The following is a 21127-nucleotide window of genomic DNA, read 5'->3' as shown; positions in this document are numbered from 1 at the left end:
GCATCGGTCAGCGCCGCACAAGAAGGGCGACGAGAACGCCGATGCCCGCTGCTATGCCGAGCGACTGCAGCGGCTTCTCGCGAACCTGCGATGTCAGGGAACGCTCCAGCTTGTTGAGTTCTTCGGTCAGGCTGTCGAGCGTCTGCTGGGAGGCATGTGCGATATCCTTGCCCGTCTTGTTCGCCCGGTTCTTGTATTCGTTCGATTTGTCGGCGCCATAGCGCGTGATTGACTCCGCAAGGGCCGAAATGTCGCCGCGAAGACGCTCGATGTTCTCCTCGATCGTCGCCGCGTGCTCCTCGGAGCGCGCGTTGGAGCCGGAAGTCGTGTTGCGGGTAGCGGCAGCGGTGCTGGCCATCTTGTACCTCCTTCATTGGGTACTGGAACAACGCGTCAGACGCGGAATCGTTCCATGAAACCTGGGACCGGCGTCACAGGGCCGGGGCAAGCGAAAACGCCGACCGAGTGGCCGGCGTCTTCGTTGCGAGCGGGATGTTACTGGGCGATGTTCGCATCCGGCTTCGCTTCGGCGGCGTTGCCCGAATATTCCGGCAAGGCCTCAAGCTGCTCCTGCGTGTAGTCGGTGTAGATGTGCAGGGAGCCATTCTCGTCCTTCTTGATCGTGAGCGTGGTCACGTCGATTGCGACCGGCTTGGCGCCGATGCCGAGGAACCCGCCCACATCGAGAATGAAGGCCTCGACCATACCGTCCCTGGATACGATCACGTCGTTGACCGCGCCGAGATCCTCGTCCCCGGCACCGTAGACCGGAGTGCCGATCAGCTCGTCGGCGCTGGCGACAGACGCCTCGGCCAGGATATCCCGGTCACTGGCGTCGGACTGCATGGCCGTGTCGTTCGACGGCATTGCCGGGTCCTGCGAAGCAGCGGACTTGTCCAGCGGAACCGCGGGAGCGGTCGGCGCGGCACCCGTTGCCTCGCCCGAGACGGACGGCTGTTCGGTTTCGGTCGCAGACGACGTCATCCGGTTGTCAGCCATGACGCTCCGGTCGCGGGACATCGCGGCCGTGTTCTCGGGCATGAGAACCGTGCGATCGAAGGCGGGAGCGGTCTCCAGTTCTTCCTGGGTGGCACTGATCGTCAACCAGCGCTCGCCGTCCCGCTCGACCCAGCTCACACGCTCGAAGTCGATTGCAACGTCCTTTTCCCCGATACCGAGGAAGCCGCCGACACCCACGACAACGGCTTCGGCGTCGCCGGTCTGCGACAGGACAACGTCGTTGACCTCGCCGATGGCCTCAGCTTCGCCGCTGGCGCCGTTGTACAGGGATTTGCCGATCAGCGATGTCGCCAGGATCTGCGACGTCGAGGCGGCGAAGTAGCCGTTCTCGCTCTGCATCGGCTGGATATCGGACTGGGTGGAGAACACGGCGCCACCGGAGCCTGCCTCGGCCCGGCCGTCGGTCTTCAGTGTGTCGCTCGCCAGCGCCCCCGTGGTCAGGGCTGCGGCAAGAGCGGTGGTCGTCAGAAGCGTGCGGATCATGTCATGATCTCCCGATGTTTATAAGTCATCTATCAACCGCTCGGCGCAGTACTTGTGATCGCCTGCGCAGTTCATGCTGTTGATGTGATGTCAACTTCGGGGTGGCGGAAAAGTTCCGCGGGTTTTTGATTATCTTTGGATGGGACGGATGTGTGCGTAGCCGGGAGGCTGCGTGCGGTTTCTTTGGCACGAACTGCGCCTGGCGGAAAGAACGGGCGCTGCGCTCGTCGGTACTTGTTTCTTTATGGACGGAGCAAGCCGGTGGCCGCGACTTGGTCGGATTGCTCCAGCCATGCAGTGCTTGCCGGCAGGGCCGACCGGGTTGTTGTGCTTCCGGTTTTGGGGCCGGATGCCGATGTTTACGGGAAATGAGTCAGGAACAGGTGTTTTGAATCGAACCAAATCGGAACTGATGCGTTCTTCAGTGGACAGCGCATGATGTGCTGCATACCGAAAGCCCTTCTCTTTCGCAGAAAGAGGGAGAAAGGTGCCGGCATGAACGACGGGTACTTCGGATTATCGCGCGGCGCTTGCCACGCTCATCCGGATTACTGAAAAAAGGAGAAGAACATGTTTGCTTGGGCTCTGACTTTTCTGGTCATTGCGCTGATCGCGGCGTTCCTGGGGTTCGGCGGCATTGCGGGCACTGCCATAGGGATTGCCAAGCTGATCTTCGTGATCGCTCTGGTGTTGTTCGCCGTATCGCTGGTCTATGGCCTGATCAGCGGCCGTCGCCCGCCGACGGTCTGACCGTTCCCGAACCGGGCCTTCCTCCCTGCAGTTTCGTTGATGCGCGCACCATGCGTGACGCCCGTCAGCCTGGCAGGTCGCGCCCGCGGTGACGCATATCCGTCAGCCCGGCGGACGGCATTTCCAGACGGGTCGTATCGCCTTCGAGCGTGCAGGATGCGGACAACTGCCGGAGATAGGCCCGAACCAGCCGTGTCCGCAGCGGCGTCTTGTCCCCGGCGTCGTCCAGGAACTCCCCGATCTCGCCCGCTCCCGAGATAAGAAGGCAGATCGTTTCGTCGCCTGTGATTTCGATCTTGAGCGTCCTGTCGTCGTGCAGGCTGTCGAAGCGTGGTGGCAGGAGTTCGGCCAGGATGAAGGCCAGCGGGATTGCCCGATCGAGGTCGATCGACGAATGGCTTGTTTCTTCTACGAGAATACGAACCCTGCCTTGTGAAACCATCGCAGGCCCCCGCAGAGATTCCACGACATCGCGCACCAGCGCCTCGACGGCGACGTCCGTTCCGTCGTTGGAGGCGTAGGACACCCGGTACGCGGCGGAGATGGACAGGACGCGCTCCAGGGCAACGCGCAGGACGGCCTTTTCGTTGTCCTGTGTTGCATCGCGCCGCTGCATCGCCACAAGGCTGGTGATCATCTGCAGGGTGTTCTTGATCCGGTGGTGCAGCTCGCGGCTGAGGCGCATTTGCTCGCCAAGCGCCTCCTCCAGGTCGCGCGCCCGATGGTCGATGCGGTCGGCCATCATGTCGAATGTTATCCCGAGCAGGCTGATCTCGGGCGGAGCGGCGACCAGTTCGCCAACGCGCGCCCTGGTGTCGCCCGAACCGTATCTGCGGAAGGTCGCGTAGATGTGGCTGAGATAGCGCAGCAGGAAGCGCTGGATTCCGTAACGAAGCACGACGAAGACGACGGCCAGAAGCAGGAGCGGAGGCGCCAGGGCGCTGGTGATGCTCAGCCAGGGCTCCAGCAATGTTGCCGTGGGTTGGCTGGCGGTGACGACGCGGTATTGGGTGCCAGGCAAGGCAGCAGAGCCGATATACCACCCGTTGTCGTTCTCCGTGAAAGATCCGGCCGGCCAGTTCGCGGGCGTCAGAGTGCCGACAGCATCGAGAAAGGCTCGTTGATAGTTGGTGTCGTAGGTGTGCGAGGCGAGGACGGCGCCAGTCTCGTCAACAAGGGCGAAGCCGATATTGCTGGAAGCTGTGGCCGCGATCGGCGCCGTGAGAAGTGTCTGCGGACGCAGGCCGATTTCAATTCGTACGCCGGTTGCTTCATTGACGCGGGAGACGGCAATCGCCGTGCCGGCCGGCGAGCCGTTCGCCGTCGTTGCAAGGAGGGTGACTTTCCCCTCGCGCAGGACAACCCTGCACAGCTTCGCCCCGTTTCGGGCAATGTCTAGTTCGACGGCCTCGATCAGTTCCTCGCGCATCGAGACGAACAGGTCCTCGCAATCGCCGAGGCTGACGGGGGGGAGGGAGGCAAGCGCGCCCGCATAGCCCTCCGCCCGGGCCATCACCTTGGCGCTCGACTGGCCTATCAGGCGCGCATAGTCGATGAAACGCGCATGTTCTTCATCCGCGCGGCGCAGGTGGTCCGAATAGGACAACAGAAAGGCCAGCGCGGCGAGTGGTACCAGTGCCGCAGCGATATGGCCGAACAATCGGCGATCAAGCCTTGTGCTTGTCGGGGGAAGCTTACTCCATGGCACTGAGCTTTACCGTTGATACAGAGGACATCGACACTGCTGCCTGGATGGACTGGTCGGGTCCATACTCCTCGGCAGACTCCACGCTCAGAATTTCGGCCAGCCTGTTGCGGGCCCGGTTGACGCGGCTTTTAACCGTTCCGATCGCGCAACCGCAAATTTCGGCAGCGTCTTCATAAGAGAACCCGGATGCTCCGATCAACACAAGCGCCTCGCGCTGATCGTCGGGCAACTGCCCGAGGGCTTCACGGAAGTCCTCGAAGTCGAGATGACCGGTTTGGCTCGGATGCTGCGCAAGACTGTCGGAATGCCGGCCGTCCGGGTCCGGCACCTCGCGTTTCGTCTTGCGGCAGCTGGAATAGAACGCATTGCGGAGAATGACGAACAGCCAGGCTCTCATGTTGGTGCCCGTCTTGAAGCTGCCGATATTCGCCCACGCCTTCATCAAAGCTTCCTGGACGAGGTCGTCGGCCCGGTCGCGGGTGCCCACGAGGGATGTGGCGAAGGCGCGCAAGCTCGGGATGCAGGCCAGCATTTCCTCGCGGGTTTCGACAGGTACGTTCGCCATCAGCGTTTCTCCTGTTCGCGCGGGGAAGCGCATTGTTCGTCGAGCTGCCTCAACAGGTTTTCGAAACGGTCGGGCACGGGTTGCGCCAGGATGTCGTCGTAATAGGCCTTCAACCGGGTGCCGATCCGCGCGTGAATGTCCTTGTCGGAGCCCGACCGCGTTTCTTTTTGCAGGGTTTTCTGGCTCGGATTCGCCATTTCAGACATTTCCTTTTCAAGGACAGGCAAGGCCGGGACAGGGGATGCTCCCTCTGCACGCCGCTCGCCATGCTGTCCCGTGGTTCTGGGGCCGGACATTTCCGAACGCCGGGGCCGGGTAACCCGCGCCCGCGCCAATGCCGCAAGGGTGGAACGTTCAAGGCAAACGCATTGCGATCGCCTTGGTTCCATCGAATGTTGTTTTTTTCTGTGTTCAGTTGCCGGGCGCTAAGCGCGTGCCGGCCGTGACGGTCCTGCGACCAGCCAGATCAGGAAGCCGATTACCGGCAGAACCAGGATGAGGACCACCCAGATGACCTTGCTGCCTGTCGACGCGCCGGAACCCACCGTCTTGACGATGGCGTAGACGTCCAGAACCAGAATGATGAGGCCCAGCAGACCTCCGACCTCGATACCCATGATCTCGCTCCTAAGGTTTGTGTGCCGCAAACGTCTTCTTCGCTAACAGAACGCGGCCAGACCCTTTTGGTTCCACAGGAGCACCGGACGGGCATCTTCAAGGTCGCAGGGAAGGGGAGCGCCAACTGTGTCGCCCCCCTGGAAACCAGACGGTTTCCTGCCGGATCGCTCCTCGTATCCGGTCCCGTTACCTCAGGCTCTTGCTCATCACAATCATGGGCCCCGACCCTAGAATTCGCGCACCAGGTGCCCCTCGCCGACGGGATACATCCGCGAGGCCGGGCGCACCCAGTCAAGTGCCCGAACGGGGCTTTTCAGCTCATCGGTGAGCAGGTTCCGGCGCTGACGTTTCTCGGCCGGATTCGGGATCGGAACGGCCTCGATCAGCTTCTTCGTGTAGGGATGTCGGGGATTGCGAAGGATCGCGTCCCTGGGGCCGATCTCGACAATCTCGCCAAGCAGCATGACTGCGATACGGTGACTGACCCGTTCGACCACGGCGATGTCATGGCTGATAAACAGATAGGCGAGCCCCAGTTCCCGCTGCAGGTCCAGCATCAGGTTGATCACCTGTGCCTTGATCGACGCGTCGAGTGCGGACACGGATTCGTCCGCGACGATCACCCTGGGTTCGAGCGCAAGGCTCCTGGCGATACAGATGCGTTGCCGCTGGCCGCCGGAGAACTCGTGCGGGAACCGCAGAGCATGCTCTGCCTCCAGCCCGACAAGGTTGAGCAACTCGCTTACCCGGTCCGGAATTGCCTCGTCGTCCATCAACCCGTGCACCCGGATCGGTTCGGCGATTGCCGAACCGACCGCCTGGCGCGGATTGAGCGAACCGTAGGGGTCCTGGAAGATCATCTGCAACCGCCTTCTGGCGACCCGCAGCTCCGCATGGCTGGCCGCCATCAGGTCCTTTCCCTCGAAGAGGATCTCCGCGCTCGCGGGCTGCACGAGGCGCAGGATCGAACGGCCTGTCGTCGACTTGCCGCAGCCAGATTCGCCAACAAGTGCAAGGGTTTCTCCGGCGGCGAGCGTCAACGAGACGTCCTCGACGGCGTGGACATTGCCGACCGGCCTGTTGAGGAGGCCACCGCGGATGGTGAAGCGGGTGGTGAGGTTCCTGACCTCGAGCAGTGTCTTGCCGCGTGTGTCCGGTTCGTTCTCCGGCTCCGGGCCGGCGCCGTCCGCGTCGAGCTTGGGAAACCGGCGCGGGGTTGTGGTGTCGCCGAGCCCGCCGAGCTTCGGCACGGCGCCAAGCAGCATCTTGGTGTAGGCGTGCTTCGGCGCGGCAAAGAGATCCGCAACCGGGGCTTCTTCCACCTTGTCGCCGCGCAGCATGACGACCACCCGGTCGGAGATCTCCGCGACGACGCCCATGTCGTGGGTGATGAACATCACCGCCATGCCGATCTCTTTCTGGAGCTCGCGGACGAGTTCCAGGATCTGCGCCTGGATGGTGACGTCAAGCGCGGTCGTCGGTTCGTCGGCGATCAGCAGCTTCGGCTGGCAGGCCAACGCCATCGAGATCATGGCGCGCTGTCTCATGCCGCCTGAAAAGCTGTGCGGATACTCGCCAAGCCGTCTCCGGGCGTCCGGGATGCGCACCAGGTCGAAAAGGCGCAACACCTCGGCCTCGGCGCTGGCCGCGTCCATGCCCCGGTGCCGGCGCAGCACCTCGGCGATCTGGAAGCCGATCTTGAGAACGGGATTGAGGCTGGTCATCGGCTCCTGGAAGATCATGCCGATGTCGCCGCCGCGCACGTCCCGCATGGCCTCTTCGTCGAGGTCGAGAAGGTCGGAGCCGGCCAGCCGCACCGATCCCTCGATCTTGCTGCTTCCTGGCTGGAGAAGCCTCATGATCGACAGCGCGGTGACGGATTTGCCCGAGCCGCTCTCGCCGACGATGGCGACGGTCTCGCCCTTGTCTATGGTGAAGTCGAGGTCGCGGACGACCGGTTGCCATTTTCCCTCGACACGGAACGAGGTGGTCAGGCCGTCGACCTTGAGGACGGGTTCGGTCATTCTTCCCCCTTCAGGCGCGGGTCGACCGCGTCTCGCAGGCCGTCGCCCAGCAGGTTGAGCGAAAACACGACGATCAGGATGGCCAGCGACGGAAACAGCGCCAGCCAGAAACTGTCGAGGATGTTCTCGAAGCCTTCGCGGATCATGCCGCCCCAGGTGGCCGTCGGCGGATTGACACCAAGGCCGATGAAGGCGAGCGAAGCCTCGACGCGGATGGCGGTTGCCAGCCACAGCGACCCCATCACCAGCACTTCGGGCGCGATGTTGGGCAGGATGTGGCGGAACATCAGCCGGATATGCGAATAGCCGAGCGCGTGCCCCGCCTCGATGAACTCCCGGTTCTTGATGGAGATGGTCGGGGCACGCGCGATCCTCGAGAAGGGCGGGATCGCGGTGAGCGAGATGGCGATCACCAGGTTGGAGATCGACGGCCCCAGCATGGCGACGACGATGAGGCCGAGGATCAGCGAGGGGAACGCCAGCAACACGTCCATCACCTGCATGATGAGGAGATCGGTGCGGCCGCCAAAGTATCCGGCGACCATGCCGATCAGGGTGCCGATGATCATCGCCGAACCGATGGCCAGCAGGCCGATCACCAGCGAGATGCGGGCGCCCCACAGGATCCGCGACAGTGTGTCCCGTCCATAGTAGTCGGTGCCGAACCAGTGGGCCTCCGACGGCGGTTTCAGCCGGTAGAGGATATTCTGGTCGAGCGGATCGTAAGGTGCGATCACCGGTGCGAGAATGGCCAGCAGCGCCACCACCACGAAGATGGCGAGCCCCACCCACGAGGTCTTGTTGGCGTTGAAGGCGTTGAATACGCCACGGGCGACAGTCGCCAGGGCGAGGCGGTAATAGGTCATTCGCGACGGGCGCCTTGCCGTCGCGGCGGTCCGGGGCGTCGTCATGCGTATTTTATCCTCGGGTCGATCAGGCCGTAGGTCAGGTCGGTGACCAGGTTCACGAGCACGACGATGAGCGTGTAGATCACCATCATTCCCTGCAGCATCGTGTAGTCGCGCTGGTTGAGCGCACCGACGATGAGCTTTCCGAGACCGGGGCGGTTGAAGACGATTTCCGTCAGGACGGAATTGCCGATGAGAATGCCGAGATAGAGCCCCACCACGGTGACGACGGGGATCAGCGCGTTCCGGAGGCAGTGCCGCCAGACGATCACGGCGAAGGCCAGTCCCTTCGCGCGCGCCGTGCGGACATAGTCCTGGTTCAGCACCTCGAGCATGGCCGAACGGGTCACGCGGGTGATGTACGCGGCCATGATCAGGCCCAGGTTGATCGCCGGAAGCGCAAGGTCGCGGAGCCGGTCTGCGAGCCCGTCACCCTGGCCGGAACTGATCACCGGGAACCAGCGAAGCTGGATGGCAAAGAGCAGCAGGAGAAGTACGGCCGAAACGAAGGCGGGAAACGACAGGCCGAGGAGGGAGCCGATACGGGCAACATAATCGGGCAACTTGTTGCGCCGGACCGCCGACCATACGCCGGTCGGCAGGCCGACGGCGATGCCCAGGACGAGCGAGGCAAGCGTCAGCTCGATTGTTGCCGGCAGGACCTTGAGGATCTCCTCGATCACCGGCCGGCCGGACACCATGGAGACGCCCCAGTCGCCGACCAGGACGCCGGCGAGAAACTCCACATATTGCTGGTAGAGCGGCACGTCGAGACCGAGCCGGACACGCAAGGCGGCAAGGGCCGACGCGCTTGCCTGGTCGCCGAGAATGGCCATGGCCGGGTCGCCGGGAAGCACCCGGACGATGAAAAAGACGATTGTGAGCACGGCAAACAGCGTGATCGCCGCGAAGCCGAGCCGCTTGAGGATAAAGGCCGTCATGCAGGGGCACCTCCGTCGCTCGTGCCGGGTCGGGCCGCGAAGCGGCGACCGGAACGGCGGATGAGAGCGGTCCTCCCCGCCAGCCGAACGGTTGTCGGGGAGAAACGCGTCGTCACTTGCCGGGAGACCCGTCAGGGGTCTCCCGGTGCGGAGTGGGCTTATTCCGAGAACGAGGCGATCTCGGTCACCGGCGGGCTGAGGTTCAGCGACCCGTTGACCTCGACGCCGAGGTCAAGCGTGTCCTTCCAGGCCCACAGCTGCATGCTCTGCACGATCGGCACGGCGCAGACCTCTTCCATGATCTTGCGCTGGGCGGTGGCCCAGTACTCGAGCTGCTTTTCGGCGTTGCCTTCGGTCCGGGCGGCCTCGATCTCGGCATCGGCAACAGCGCAATGCGAGAAGTTGGTGATCGCCGTCGGCGTTCCGACAATCGCATCCGAGTGGAAGAACTGGCTGAGATAGACGTCGGCGACCGGGAAACGGGCGGCCGCGTAGTGCGTCACCTGGCTCATGTCCTTGCGGATCTGCTCGTGGAAGGTGGCGTGCTCGACGGTCTCGATTTCAAGATTGATACCGGCCTCGCGCAACAGCGCCTGCAGTGCCTCCATCGTCGACAGCATGCCCGGCAGGGTCGTGTGGATCGCCTTGATCGTGACGCCGTCGGGATGACCGGCTTCCGCCAGCAGGGCCTTGGCCTTCTCGATCGAGTACTCGTAGTCCGGCACGTCCGCGGTGAAGCCGAGATGACCTTCCGGCACGGGCGAGATCGCGGCGAGGGTGACGTCCGGCCCCTTGAACTGGACCATCGCGTCGCGGTTGATCGCATGGGCAACGGCCTTGCGCACGCGCACGTCGTCGAGCGGCGGCATCGTCATGTTGAGATGGATGACGGACATTTCGCCCGGCTTCATCACCACCACCTTGGTACCCGGCACCTGCTTGATGCGTTCGACCCAGGTCTGCTCCTGCTTGCCGTAGATCATGTCGATCTCGCCGGACTGGAAGGCGAGATCGCGCGAGGCGTCCGAGGGGATGTAGCGGTAGTAGATTTCCTTGATCTTCGGTTCGCCGCGGAAATACTCGGGGTTGGCGACCAGTTTCACGAATTGCTGCGGCTGGTACTCGGCGAACATGAAGGGGCCGGTTCCGATCGGGGTGCGCTGGTACTCCTCGCCGAGCGCCTCGACGGCATCTTTGCACACGATGTTGCCGCCGTGATACGGCACCAGCAGGCCGAGCAGGCTGGGTACCTTTTCCTTCAGCTTGATGGTGACCTCGAGCGGTCCGCTCGCCTCGATGCTGTCGATCGCGCTGTAGTCCTTGGCGAAGGCGGAAACGTCCGGATTGGCCGAACGCATCAGGGAATAGGCGACGTCCTCGGCGTCGAGCTTTCCGTAGTCGCCATGGCATTCGACGTCATCGCGCAGCGAGAAGACCCATGTCAGGCCGTCTTCGGAACTGGTCCAGCTCTTGGCGATGTCGGGCTCGATGAACCCCGGGCTGGCTTCACCGGGCTTGATCCGCACGAGGCCGTTGAACATCCAGTGCAGCAGCCCCTTGTCCGGCGTCGAGGTGGCGACATGCGGGTCCAGCTTGCCGGCGTCGGCGCTGCCCATGCCGACATTCAACGTCGTTCCGGCCGCGAAGGCGTTGCTTGCCGCCAGTATGGCTGCGAGTGCAATTCCCGTCCTCATCTTCATGTTCTCATCCTCTGGTCGTGGTTTTGTTTTTTGTTGAAGCCCTCGTTCACGCTGCTCCTACAACGTGTCTTCCAGCCGGCAGTTCACCAGCATTTCCGCCATGGCTGCCGTGTTCGGCAGGGCCAGAGCCAGGGCGGTTATCTCGGCAAAGTCCGCAGGGTCGATCATCTCCTCCCGGGAGATTTTGGTGACCCCGTCGGTCAGGTCGGTCGCGACGAAGCTCGGGCAGACGGCGGTGGCGCGTACGCCGTGATCCCAGCCGATACGCCGGGTGCCGTGGGTCAGTGCCATCACCGCATGTTTGGTCATATTGTAGGCAATGTTCTCGTTGCGGACGCGCTTTCCCGAGAGCGAGGCCACATTGACGACACGGCCCGAGCCTGCCGCCTTCAGATGCGGCATGCAGATGCGTGTCATGAAAAGCGGGCCCTTGACGTTGATCGCCCACAAGGCATCCAGTTCCGCTTCATCGCCATCCTCGATGGAGAACGTGTTGGACGTGCCGGCATTGTTGACAAGCCCGTCCAGACGGCCGAAGCGGGCCAGGGTTTCGTCAAGCCATGACTGGTGCGTGGTGCGGTCGGCCGCATCGTAACGACCGGCAAGGAAACGGTCTTGCGGGACGTCCGGCAACGCCTCCCTCAAAGGCGCCGGATCGCGCGCGCCAGCGCTGACGCTGTAACCCTTTTCCAGCAGTGTTTTCGTGATCGCGAGGCCGATCCCGCGGCTTGCTCCGGATACCATCACGACGCGACCTTCGGGATTGAGCACAGCGATCTCCTTTATCCGTGCAGGGTTAGCGGGGCGTGTGCCGGCGTGTCGTTTGCGAAACGGTCGAAGCGGAAGCTGTCGATCGTGTGACCGGGGGGCTCGTCTAGCAAAAGCCGGGCAGCGATCGGGCCTGTCACCGGACCGATGCCGAAGCCATGGCCGGAAAACCCGGCAGCAACCACGACATTGGCGAGGCCGGGAACGCGGTCGAGCACCGGCAGGGCATCGGGCGTGAGGTCGAGCGCTCCGGCCCATACACTCTCCAGTTCCGTCTCGGCAAAGCCGGGCAGAACCGCGGATACCTTTGCGATGGTCTCGCGCAGGCCGCGCATGCGCGGACGAATGGCAGGCCGGCCGTCGATGACGACCGTTTCGCCCGGCCAGTCCTCGGCGCCGCTCGTCACCCGCATGCGGCCGGAAATCTCCTGCCGGGCAGCCATGTCGGCATTGGCGACGCCAAGGACCGGCGTGAGTAGCGGTGCGCAAGGGGCGCTGCGCAGCACCGTCACCATCGGCCTGCGGAGCGGAATTTCGCGGCCGAGCGGACCGAGAAGGTCGTTGACGAGAAAACCGGCGGCGACGAGCACCGCACCGGGAGACAGGGTTCTTCTGTCGGTCACGACCCGGACGACGTTCTCCCCCTCCGTCTCGAGGCGCAAAACGCGCTCGCCGAACGAAAGCCGGGCGCCAAGTGTTTCCGCACGGCGGGCGTAGGCGTCGACCGTTGCCGTCGGGTCCGCATGTCCGTCGGTCGGGCAGAAGGAGGCGGCGAGCACCTTGTCTGAAAGGGCCGGAGCAATGTCGCGCACGGTCTTCAGGTCGGGGAGGAACTCCAGGGGCAGGCCGGCTGCGGTCTGGTCGGCGACGAGGGCGCGGACCGTGTCGACCTCGATCTCGTTGCGGGCAAGACGCAGGTTGCCCGAGCGCCGGTAGCCGGTTTCGGCCCCCAGCATCTCGTCGAGCCCGGACCAGATCTCCACGGCGGCGCGCGCCAGCGGCAGTTCCGCCGGGTGTCGGCCCGACTGACGTACGCCGGCGAGCGTCCATCCGGAGGCCATGGCGGCCGGGCCGTAGCTGTCGATGATCTCCACCCGCGCCCCGCTGCCGACCAGTTCGAGTGCGGCCGAGGTGCCGGTGATGCCGGCGCCGATGACAAGCACGTCGGGGGGCGGGGCAGCGGGCCGGGTCATGCTGCCGCCTTCTTCGTGAACCGGGAGAAGGCGAAGGGCTTCATGTCGACCAGCGGGGTCTCGCCCTCGATATGCTGGACAACCAGCTTGGCGACCCCCGGACCGATGCCGAACCCGTGTCCGGAAAGGCCCGTCGCGATTACCAGTCCCGCCCATCCCGGCGGCTCGTCGACCACCGGGATCTCGTCGGGCATGACGTCGATGAGCCCACCCCATGTCTCGGCGATCTCGACGCCGTCGAGGCGCGGATGCAGGGTCTTGGCGCTGGCGAGAACCCTGTCGAGAAGCTTCCGGTCGGGCGCCGGATCCATCACCCGCACCTGCTCGAATGGCGTAATCTCGTCCGCTTTCCAGCGATGCCGGCCGAGCGGGCCGAAAAAGTCGCCGGAGAGGCGGATCTTCATGATCCGCCAGCGGTCGGCGAGGATCGGCAGGAAGTCCCCGAAATGCCGGAAGGCGGCGGGAACAAGCTGGAACTCCGCCGCGCCGGCGCGGGCGATCGTGTATCCGCCATCGGCCCGGCGGCGGAGCGAGGCATTCGTTGCCCCCACCGTGCCGGCGATCACTTCGGGTCCGGGCGTGGTGCGCATCACCGACGATTTGACGGCCAGCTGCGGCAAGGACAGGCCGATATTCTCCAGGAAGGTACGCGACCATACGCCGCCGGCAAGCACAACAGACTGGCAGGCGATCTCGCCCCTTTCGGTAACGACCGAGCGCACCTTGCCGCCGGTGCGTTCGACGGAGCGCACCGCGCAGCCTTCAAGGATCGTCGCGCCGAGGCGTTCCGCGTAACGGGCCATCGCCGGAACCGCAAGACGCGGCTCGGCGGTCGCGTCGGAGGGCGTGTGCAGCGCGCCCGCGAACTGGCGGTCGTTGCGCTTCAGCAAGTCGTCCGTCTGTTGCGCGCTGAGGAGCGCTGCACCGTGGGCGAAGCCGCTGTTTTCGGCGAGCCAGGTCTCGTGCCTGGCCAGTTCCGCTTCATTCGTGGCAAGGTAGGTCGTGCCGCGAATGCCGTAGCCGATGTCCTCGCCAAGTCGCGGTGCGAGGTCGCTCCAAAGGGCGGCGCTCTCGATCATCAGCTGGAGTTCGCGATTGTCGCGCCCGGCCTTGCGGATCCAGCCCCAGTTGCGCGATGACTGCTCGCCGGCGATCCGTCCTTTCTCGCACAGGACGACGGGAATGCCTTTTTCGGCAAGGTAGAGAGCCGTGCAGACGCCGACGATCCCGCCGCCAATGACAACGACCTGGGTCTGCTCCGGCAACGGCCGGTTTTCGCCTGACACGCTCACATCGCCCCTCCAGACATGCGCCTTCTTGTCAGACTGCGGAGACGGGCGGTATAAGGCAAATACCGTTTTATTTCGCGTTTATACGGAAATGTTATAGTGTCGGCGCTATCCCAACGATCTCTGGAGGCTTTTCGTGCGGTGATGCGCACCGGCACCGTGTCCGCGGCGGCGGACGAACTTGCCATTTCGCAACCTGCGGTAAGCCGCCTGATCCGTGATCTCGAGGATAGGTTGGAATTGCCGCTTTTCGTTCGGCGGGGCGGGCGTGTCGTCGCCACGCGCGAGGCGCATGAATTGTGGACCGAGGTGGAGCGCAGCTTTGTCGGCCTGACACAGATCGAGCGCGCCGCGGCCCAGATCCGGCAAGGCTATCGGGCGACACTGACAATCGCGGCCGCGCCGGCGATCGCCCAGTCGGTATTGCCTGAAGTGATCGCGCTGCTGGCCGCCGAGCGGCCGGAGTTCCGGGCCGAGTTCCTGTCGATGACGACACTGCCCGTGGTCCGTCAGGTGGCACTGCGTCAGTGCCAGATCGGCTTCGGCATTCCCACCCAGCACAAATACGAGGTCGATGTGGTGCGCTCCGGCTCGGTGCCGTTCCGCTTCATCGCCGCACCCCGGCATCCGCTGGGCGAAAAGGAGGTGATCCGCCCCGAGGATCTCGCTGGTCTCGATTTCGTCGGCTTTGTGGATTCCACCATGTCAGGGCGCGCTTTCGACCGGCTTTTCGCCAAGATGCAGCACCCGCCGGTGCAGAAGATGAAGTCCTATCTTTCGCACATCGTCTCGGCGCTGGTCATGCGTGGCATGGGGGTCGGAATTGTCGACGCTTTCACTGCCGAGGATCACCGGAGCATGGGCGGAGTGGTGCGGCCGGTCGATATTGTCGAGCGGTTCGAGTATTCGATCATCAAGCCGCATGGCGACAAGCTGAGCGGCGAATGCGTGGCGCTTGTCGACTATTTCGAGCGCAGCGTCCTGCATTACCAGGACACATAGCTGCCGCTGTAGCCTGTCGGGGGTCAGGGCAGGTCGGCGCAATCCGCCAGCGTGCTGCGGTCAAGCTCGGCGAGAAACGCGCGTTCTGCCGCCGCCAGGCGCGGTTGCAGGCGGCATCTTCGTATCAGCGTACAGGCGCTTGTATCGTCCGCGAAACACTCGACCAGCGCCTGGTCGGCCTCAAGGACACGGGCGATCTCGCCCAGCCGTATGTCGCCGGCGGGACGTGCCAGCACGGCGCCGCCGGCGCCGCCCCGCCGCGTCGAAAGAATGCCGGCACGCGCCAGCCGCGAGATGACCTTGGCCAGGTGATTGCGCGAGATGCGCAGGTCTGCCGCCAGTTCGGACGTGGAAAAGGCCCGCCCGGGATCGGCGGCCATGCGCATGAGAGCACGGAAGCCATAGTCCGTGAAGGATGTGAGGCGCAATGTCACGCTCCTGAATTGGCATTTGAGATGCGTAATAACATCTGGTAATTGGTATTTCAAATACGTATTCATCGCGGGCACGCGCGACCGTGGCAACGGACCCGGCGCGGTTCGGCCGACGCAGAATGAGGGCGCGATGGCAATGGCGACGAGCGCGGAGCGGATGCGGACATGGAAAGGTCTTGCGATCCTCACATACGGTTTTCGTCCCTTCTTCCTGGGCAGCGCCGTTTTTGCCGCCCTTGCGATGGCGGCGTGGGTGCCCATGCTCACGGGACGGCTGTCACTGCCAACCGCGTTTGATCCGGTTTCCTGGCATGCTCACGAGTTCCTGTTCGGTTATCTCGGCGCCGTGATCGCCGGTTTTCTGCTGACGGCGGTGCCCAACTGGACGGGCCGCCTGCCTCTGGTCGGTTGGCCGCTCGCCGGCCTCTTCCTGCTCTGGCTGTCCGGGCGGGTCGTGATCGCCGTCTCGGCCGGATTGCCGGCGAGCCTGGTTGCGGCGGTCGATCTCGCCTTTCAGGCAACGCTTGCCGCCGCAATCCTGCGCGAGCTTGTCGCCGGGCGGAACTGGCGAAATCTCGTTGTGCTTGGAATGCTGGCCCTGATGATCGCCGGCAATCTGCTGTTCCATCTGGATGCGGTGCGCGGGGAGTATCCGGCGCAGGGAGTGGGCCTGCGGTTGGGACTGGCCGCTGCGGTGCTGATGATTTCGGTCATTGGCGGCCGGATTCTTCCTTCCTTCACCCGGAACTGGCTGGTGAAGCGGGGTGAAAGCCGCCTGCCGACACCTCCCGGGCGCTTTGACAATATCTCGCTTGCGGTCCTCCTTGCGGCGCTGGCTCTTTGGGTTTCGATGCCGGGATCAATCCTGGCGGGCGCTGCGTTGATCGCCGCCGGGTTGCTGCATGCCTTGCGCCTTTCGCGCTGGGCCGGGGTGCGTACCGGTGCCGAGCCGCTGGTCTGGATCCTGCACGCCGGCTACGGCTTCGTACCGGCCGGTGCGCTGGCGCTCGGCATTTCGATCCTCTGGCCCGACCTTCTGTCGAGCGCCGCCGCGCAGCATCTGTGGCTGGCCGGTGCCATTGGCGTCATGACGCTGGCGGTGATGACGCGGGCCACACTTGGCCATACCGGGCGGGCACTTGCCGCCGGTCCGGGGACCTCTCTGGTCTACCTGCTGCTGATCTGTTCCGTCCTGATGCGTGTGCTGGCCGGGTTGTCGCCGGCCCAGGCGGAGATGCTCTATGTCCTGTCCGCCCTCACGTGGATCGCGGCATTCGGCGGCTTCGCCGTCCTCTACGGTCCCTTGCTCGCCCGTCACCGAAAGGCGGCGTGAGCATGGCCTGGGCGGAACTGGCCATTGCCTTCTCGGTCTTTTTTGCCAGTCACTCGCTGCCCTTGCGCCCTGCCGTACGGAGCAGGGCCGAGGGCCTTGTCGGCCGCCGCACCTTCCTGATCGCCTATTCGACGCTCTCGGTGGCCGTGCTGGCGTGGCTGATTGTAGCCGCGGGACGCGCACCTTACGTGGCACTGTGGCCCTGGCGGGCCTGGCAGATGCATGTGCCGGCACTGGTCATGCTTCCCGCCTGCCTGCTGGTTGCGCTGGCGATCGCCCGCCCGAACCCCTTCTCCTTCGGAGGCCGGGACAACGACACCTTCGATCCGGACCGTCCCGGGCTTGTGCGCTGGTGTCGTCATCCGCTGCTTGCGGCAATGGCGCTTTGGGCGGCAGCGCATGTCATTGCCAATGGCGACCTGGCCCATGCGCTGCTTTTCGGAACGTTCGCCGCCTTTGCGCTTGCCGGAATGAAGATCATCGACCGGCGCCGCCAGCGTGAAATGGGCGCCGGATGGTTGTCGCTGTCAGATGCCGTTGCAGCCTCGCCACTGCTGCCTGTGCCGGTCTCCTCGAAGGCGCTTGCCTTGCGTCTGGCCGCCGGGCTCTGCCTCTATCTCGGCTTGCTCCTGCTTCACCCTCTGGTCATCGGCGTCAGTCCGCTGCCTTGACGATGGCCAGGCGCGATCAGTGCTCGGGGTCGTCGATCAGAGGTGTCGGCTTCGCCAGCTTGATCAGGTCGCCGGGGTTCTCGATCCGCACGCGGCTGTTGTCGACCTCGACACCATAGGGCTGCAGCGCCCGGATCGCCCGCGACAGGTTTTCCGGGGTCATGCCGAGAAGGGAGGCGAGCCGGCGCTTTTCCATGTCGAGCTCGAATTCCGGCCCCCCGCCCGACATTGCCCGCATGCGCAGCAAATAATTGGCAAGTCGCTCGATCGAGGTGCGAAGCTTCAGGTTCTTCTTGCCTTTCACCACGGTACGATAGGCCTGCGCCAATTCCGCGACGACGGCGCGTGCGAACGCAAAGTCGGTGTCGAAGACGGCGCGCACATCCGTCGACGGGACCAGCACCATGCGTGTCTTCTCGATGGTGCGCGCCGACATCAGATAGGGTGCGTCGCGGATCGTTGCGGCGAGGATGAAGGCATTGACCGGCTGCACGATCGCCATGCTCGTCTCGCGCTCGGCCCAACTGGCGAACAGCTCGACACTGCCTTCCACCACGATATGCAGGAAGTCGCAGGCCTCGCCCTCGGACACGATCTCGACATGCGGGGGAAAGGTCTGGACATAGGCTGCCCGCATGAGCGCGGTGAAACTGTCGTCGCTCATGTCGCAGAACAGTGGGAGGCTGCGAACCTCCGGGACGTCACTGGTTCTCATTCTTCCCCCTTGCCCGACGCGTCCTGACAGCTGCGATCACGGATCTATAATTGATAAATGTCAAGAAATCAGAAGAATAAAATCAAAAAGAAAAATAGCAGACATCAATAATTCATTTGATATTTCCTGAATGGCGATATGACTATTTTCTTTAAGTCGTTTATTTCAAAAGATTTTTGCGTCCTGCATGACCTAGATCAAGTTCCACGCACCCGCCTCCTGCTGTGTTGGCGCCTGAGTTTCTGACTCGAGCGAAGCGCATCCGCCTGGAGGCATAGACATGCAAACCACTGACAGCGTCAGACCCGCCGAACAGAATCGCGCGCTGGCACTGAGTACGATCGCGTTCACCGCCTGTTTCGCAGTCTGGACGATTTTCTCCATCATCGGCGTGGCGATCAAGGAAGAGCTCGGGCTCACCGACACCCAGTTCGGTCTTCTCGTCGCGACCCCGATCCTGACCGGCTCCGTCACGCGCCTTTTTCTGGGCGTCTGGACCGAGAAGTACGGCGGCCGTCTTGTCTTCTCGGCACAGATGATCTTGACGGCGCTGGCCACCTGGGCGCTGACGCTGGCTCATTCCTACACGATGTATCTGGTGGCTGCACTCGGCATCGGCCTTGCGGGCGGGTCGTTCATCATTGGCGTTGCCTATGTCTCGCGCTGGTATGATGCCGGCCACCAGGGAACGGCGCTTGGCATCTTCGGCGCCGGCAATGTCGGCGCGGCCGTAACCAAGTTCGTGGCGCCCTTCGTCATGGTTGCCTATGGCTGGCACGGTGTTGCCTATGCCTGGGCGATCGGCCTTGCCATCGTCGGCATTCTCTTCTTCCTCCTCGCCAAGGACGACCCGGAGCTCGTCGAGCGCCGCCGCAGCGGCGTCAAGTCGCCGAGCTTTGCGCAGCAGTTCGCGCCGTTGAGGAACCTTCAGGTCTGGCGCTTCTCGCTCTACTACTTCTTCGTCTTCGGCGCGTTCGTCGCGCTGGCCTTGTGGCTGCCGCATTACCTGATCGACGTCTATGGTGTCGACGTGAAGACCGCCGGCATGTGCGCTGCCGCTTTCTCCCTGTCGGCGTCGCTGTTCCGCGCCTATGGCGGCCATCTCTCGGACCGTTTCGGCGCTCGCGCGGTGATGTACTGGACCTTCGGGTTCAGCCTCATCCTTCTGTTCATGCTGTCCTATCCGCCGACCGACTATGTCATTCGCGGCAAGGACGGGCTGATCTCCTTCACCACGGAAATGGGTCTGTGGCCCTTCGTCGGCACGCTCTTCGCCCTCGGCTTCTTCATGAGCCTCGGCAAGGCGGCGGTCTTCAAGCACATCCCCGTCTACTACCCCAATCACGTTGGTGCGGTCGGCGGTCTTGTCGGCATGATCGGCGGTCTCGGCGGTTTCGTTCTGCCGATCGCCTTCGGCGCGCTGCTGGATCTCAGCGGCATTTACACCAGTTGCTTCGCTCTTCTCTTTGTTGTTGTCGCCGTCTCGCTCGCCTGGATGCACCTGTCGATCCGCGCCATGGAGCGGGCGTCCCACGGCGAGGCTCTGGATGCCTTGCCGCAACTGCCTGAAATGCAGCCGATCCACCATCCCGAGCGGACCGCGATGCCGCGCGTGCTCGACGACTGGCGGCCGGAGGACAGGAGCTTCTGGGAAGAAAAAGGCCGTCGTGTCGCGCGCCGCAACCTGTGGATCTCGATCCCCGCGCTGCTGCTTGCCTTCTCGGTCTGGATGGTCTGGTCCGTCGTCGTCGCACGGCTTCCCGCCATCGGTTTCGACTTCACACCGGAAGAGTTGTTCTGGCTGGCGGCGCTGCCGGGCCTGTCGGGCGCGACCCTGCGCATCTTCTACAGCTTCATGGTGCCGATCTTCGGTGGCCGGCTGTGGACAACGCTCTCCACCGCCTCGCTGCTCGTGCCGGCCCTCGGCATCGGCTATGCGGTCCAGAACCCGCAGACCCCGTATCTGATCTTCCTCACACTGGCACTGCTGTGCGGCCTCGGCGGCGGCAATTTCGCCTCCTCGATGGCCAACATCGCCTACTTCTTTCCCAAGGCGGAGAAAGGCAACGCGCTGGCGCTCAATGCCGGGCTCGGCAATCTTGGTGTCTCGGTGATGCAGTTTCTGGTGCCGCTGGTCATAACGGCCGGTGTCTTCGGCGCGGTTGCCGGGGAGCCGCAGGTGATGTCCGATGGCGGCCGGCTGTGGATGCAGAATGCCGGCTTCGTCTGGGTGCCGCTGATCCTGGTTGCGACCGCGGCGGCCTGGCTCGGCATGAACGACATCGCCGACGCAAGGGCGAGCTTCCGCGAGCAGGCGGTGATCTTCGGCCGCAAGCACAACTGGCTGATGTGCATCCTCTACACCGGCACATTCGGAAGCTTCATCGGCTACTCGGCCGGCTTCCCGCTGCTCACCAAGCTGCAGTTCCCGGAAGTGAATGCCCTGCAATACGTCTTCCTCGGACCGCTTGTCGGCGCCCTGTCGCGCGCGGCGACGGGATGGATCAGCGACCGTTTCGGCGGCGGACGGGTCACCGTCTGGGTCTTCGCGGGCATGATCCTGTCTGTCTTCGGCGTCATCGCCTCGATCGGCGCGGGCAGCTTCGAGGGCTTCTTCGCCGCCTTCATGGCGCTCTTCCTGCTGACCGGCATCGGCAATGCCTCCACCTTCCAGATGATCCCCGCGATCATGGGCCGGGAAATCCCGCGCCTGATGCCGGACCTGGATGCGGGCGCGAGCCGCAAGCAGGCGGATCGCGAGAGCGCCGCGATCATCGCCTTCACCAGCGCGATCGCCGCCTATGGAGCCTTCTTCATCCCCAAGGCCTACGGCTCGTCGATCGCCATGACCGGCGCCCCGGTGGCGGCTCTCTGGGGCTTCCTCGCCTTCTACGTGATCTGCCTCGTCATCACCTGGGCCTGGTACACGCGGCCAGGCGGCCTCCTCCACGACATCGAGCGCGGCCGTGCGACGCCTGTCACTGCCCAGCCCGCCGAATAGAAAG

20 protein-coding genes are annotated in these 21127 nt (G+C 64.0%); 5 read left to right on the top strand and 15 right to left on the bottom strand.

The genetic code is table 11. From position 1 onward, the window contains the following. Nucleotides 1-7: 7 nt before the first annotated feature. Nucleotides 8-358 (bottom strand): DUF883 family protein, encoded by a 351-nt coding sequence (locus ACN0T5_RS00405; RefSeq protein ID WP_417766635.1) that lies wholly within the window; start codon nucleotides 356-358, stop codon nucleotides 8-10. Between the two features lie 137 nt (nucleotides 359-495). Beyond that, the gene (locus ACN0T5_RS00400) at nucleotides 496-1503 is read right to left on the bottom strand and encodes a PRC-barrel domain-containing protein (RefSeq protein ID WP_417766634.1); all 1008 of its coding nucleotides are present in this window, start codon (nucleotides 1501-1503) and stop codon (nucleotides 496-498) included. A 570-nt stretch (nucleotides 1504-2073) separates the two neighbouring features. Here ACN0T5_RS00400 and ACN0T5_RS00395 point away from each other — a divergent pair. Continuing rightward, nucleotides 2074-2253 carry a DUF1328 domain-containing protein gene (locus ACN0T5_RS00395; protein ID WP_417766633.1) on the top strand — a complete coding sequence of 60 codons (180 nt, stop codon included), beginning with the start codon at nucleotides 2074-2076 and terminating at the stop codon, nucleotides 2251-2253. Nucleotides 2254-2317: 64 nt separating this feature from the next. Here the strand turns inward: ACN0T5_RS00395 and ACN0T5_RS00390 are convergent, their stop codons facing one another. The 11 genes from ACN0T5_RS00390 to ACN0T5_RS00340 all read right to left on the bottom strand — a co-directional run bounded on the left by ACN0T5_RS00390 (nucleotide 2318) and on the right by ACN0T5_RS00340 (nucleotide 13970). Further along, nucleotides 2318-3913 (bottom strand): sensor histidine kinase, encoded by a 1596-nt coding sequence (locus ACN0T5_RS00390; RefSeq protein WP_417766632.1) that lies wholly within the window; start codon nucleotides 3911-3913, stop codon nucleotides 2318-2320. Nucleotides 3914-3947: 34 nt separating this feature from the next. Beyond that, complete coding sequence (locus ACN0T5_RS00385; protein WP_417766631.1) at nucleotides 3948-4526, bottom strand: sigma-70 family RNA polymerase sigma factor; 579 nt, start codon at nucleotides 4524-4526, stop codon at nucleotides 3948-3950. Beyond that, on the bottom strand, nucleotides 4526-4723 hold the full coding sequence (locus tag ACN0T5_RS00380) for a NepR family anti-sigma factor (RefSeq protein ID WP_417766630.1): 198 nt from the start codon (nucleotides 4721-4723) through the stop codon (nucleotides 4526-4528). Before ACN0T5_RS00380 ends, ACN0T5_RS00385 begins: the two co-directional genes overlap by 1 nt. 228 nt (nucleotides 4724-4951) lie before the next feature. After that, nucleotides 4952-5143, bottom strand: a complete 192-nt coding sequence (locus tag ACN0T5_RS00375; RefSeq protein WP_417766629.1) for a PLD nuclease N-terminal domain-containing protein — start codon at nucleotides 5141-5143, stop codon at nucleotides 4952-4954. A 228-nt stretch (nucleotides 5144-5371) separates the two neighbouring features. After that, a complete protein-coding gene (locus tag ACN0T5_RS00370) occupies nucleotides 5372-7168 on the bottom strand; it encodes an ABC transporter ATP-binding protein (protein ID WP_417766628.1) in 1797 nt (598 codons plus the stop codon). Continuing rightward, the gene (locus tag ACN0T5_RS00365; RefSeq protein WP_417766814.1) at nucleotides 7165-8034 is read right to left on the bottom strand and encodes an ABC transporter permease; all 870 of its coding nucleotides are present in this window, start codon (nucleotides 8032-8034) and stop codon (nucleotides 7165-7167) included. The genes ACN0T5_RS00370 and ACN0T5_RS00365 overlap by 4 nt, the downstream gene beginning before the upstream one ends. A gap of 41 nt (nucleotides 8035-8075) precedes the next feature. Further along, nucleotides 8076-9017, bottom strand: coding sequence for an ABC transporter permease (locus ACN0T5_RS00360; RefSeq protein ID WP_417766627.1), 942 nt, complete (start codon nucleotides 9015-9017; stop codon nucleotides 8076-8078). Between the two features lie 158 nt (nucleotides 9018-9175). Then, on the bottom strand, nucleotides 9176-10717 hold the full coding sequence (locus ACN0T5_RS00355) for an ABC transporter substrate-binding protein (RefSeq protein ID WP_417766626.1): 1542 nt from the start codon (nucleotides 10715-10717) through the stop codon (nucleotides 9176-9178). A gap of 57 nt (nucleotides 10718-10774) precedes the next feature. Further along, on the bottom strand, nucleotides 10775-11488 hold the full coding sequence (locus tag ACN0T5_RS00350; protein WP_417766625.1) for an SDR family NAD(P)-dependent oxidoreductase: 714 nt from the start codon (nucleotides 11486-11488) through the stop codon (nucleotides 10775-10777). 11 nt (nucleotides 11489-11499) lie between these two features. Continuing rightward, a complete protein-coding gene (locus tag ACN0T5_RS00345) occupies nucleotides 11500-12678 on the bottom strand; it encodes an NAD(P)/FAD-dependent oxidoreductase (RefSeq protein ID WP_417766624.1) in 1179 nt (392 codons plus the stop codon). Then, nucleotides 12675-13970 carry an NAD(P)/FAD-dependent oxidoreductase gene (locus tag ACN0T5_RS00340; RefSeq protein ID WP_417766623.1) on the bottom strand — a complete coding sequence of 432 codons (1296 nt, stop codon included), beginning with the start codon at nucleotides 13968-13970 and terminating at the stop codon, nucleotides 12675-12677. The genes ACN0T5_RS00345 and ACN0T5_RS00340 overlap by 4 nt, the downstream gene beginning before the upstream one ends. Before the next feature lie 96 nt (nucleotides 13971-14066). On the opposite strand from ACN0T5_RS00340, the gene ACN0T5_RS00335 reads away from it, so the two are divergent. Next, nucleotides 14067-14969 carry a LysR family transcriptional regulator gene (locus ACN0T5_RS00335; protein ID WP_417766622.1) on the top strand — a complete coding sequence of 301 codons (903 nt, stop codon included), beginning with the start codon at nucleotides 14067-14069 and terminating at the stop codon, nucleotides 14967-14969. Nucleotides 14970-14992: 23 nt separating this feature from the next. Here the strand turns inward: ACN0T5_RS00335 and ACN0T5_RS00330 are convergent, their stop codons facing one another. Continuing rightward, nucleotides 14993-15397, bottom strand: coding sequence for an RrF2 family transcriptional regulator (locus ACN0T5_RS00330; RefSeq protein WP_417766621.1), 405 nt, complete (start codon nucleotides 15395-15397; stop codon nucleotides 14993-14995). A gap of 136 nt (nucleotides 15398-15533) precedes the next feature. On the opposite strand from ACN0T5_RS00330, the gene ACN0T5_RS00325 reads away from it, so the two are divergent. Both ACN0T5_RS00325 and ACN0T5_RS00320 read left to right on the top strand, forming a co-directional pair. After that, complete coding sequence (locus ACN0T5_RS00325; protein ID WP_417766620.1) at nucleotides 15534-16736, top strand: NnrS family protein; 1203 nt, start codon at nucleotides 15534-15536, stop codon at nucleotides 16734-16736. A 2-nt stretch (nucleotides 16737-16738) separates the two neighbouring features. Next, a complete protein-coding gene (locus ACN0T5_RS00320; protein WP_417766813.1) occupies nucleotides 16739-17407 on the top strand; it encodes an NnrU family protein in 669 nt (222 codons plus the stop codon). A 16-nt stretch (nucleotides 17408-17423) separates the two neighbouring features. Here ACN0T5_RS00320 and ACN0T5_RS00315 read toward each other — a convergent pair whose 3' ends face one another. Next, a complete protein-coding gene (locus ACN0T5_RS00315) occupies nucleotides 17424-18122 on the bottom strand; it encodes a helix-turn-helix domain-containing protein (RefSeq protein ID WP_417766619.1) in 699 nt (232 codons plus the stop codon). 280 nt (nucleotides 18123-18402) lie between these two features. On the opposite strand from ACN0T5_RS00315, the gene ACN0T5_RS00310 reads away from it, so the two are divergent. Further along, nucleotides 18403-21123, top strand: coding sequence for a nitrate/nitrite transporter (locus ACN0T5_RS00310; RefSeq protein ID WP_417766618.1), 2721 nt, complete (start codon nucleotides 18403-18405; stop codon nucleotides 21121-21123). The last annotated feature ends 4 nt before the right edge of the window (nucleotides 21124-21127 follow it).

This window comes from Stappia sp., assembly GCF_048261845.1.
Taxonomy (GTDB): Bacteria; Pseudomonadota; Alphaproteobacteria; order Rhizobiales; family Stappiaceae; genus Stappia.
Note: the sequence above shows the minus strand (reverse complement) of the source record. Positions and strands in the feature narration are given on the sequence as shown.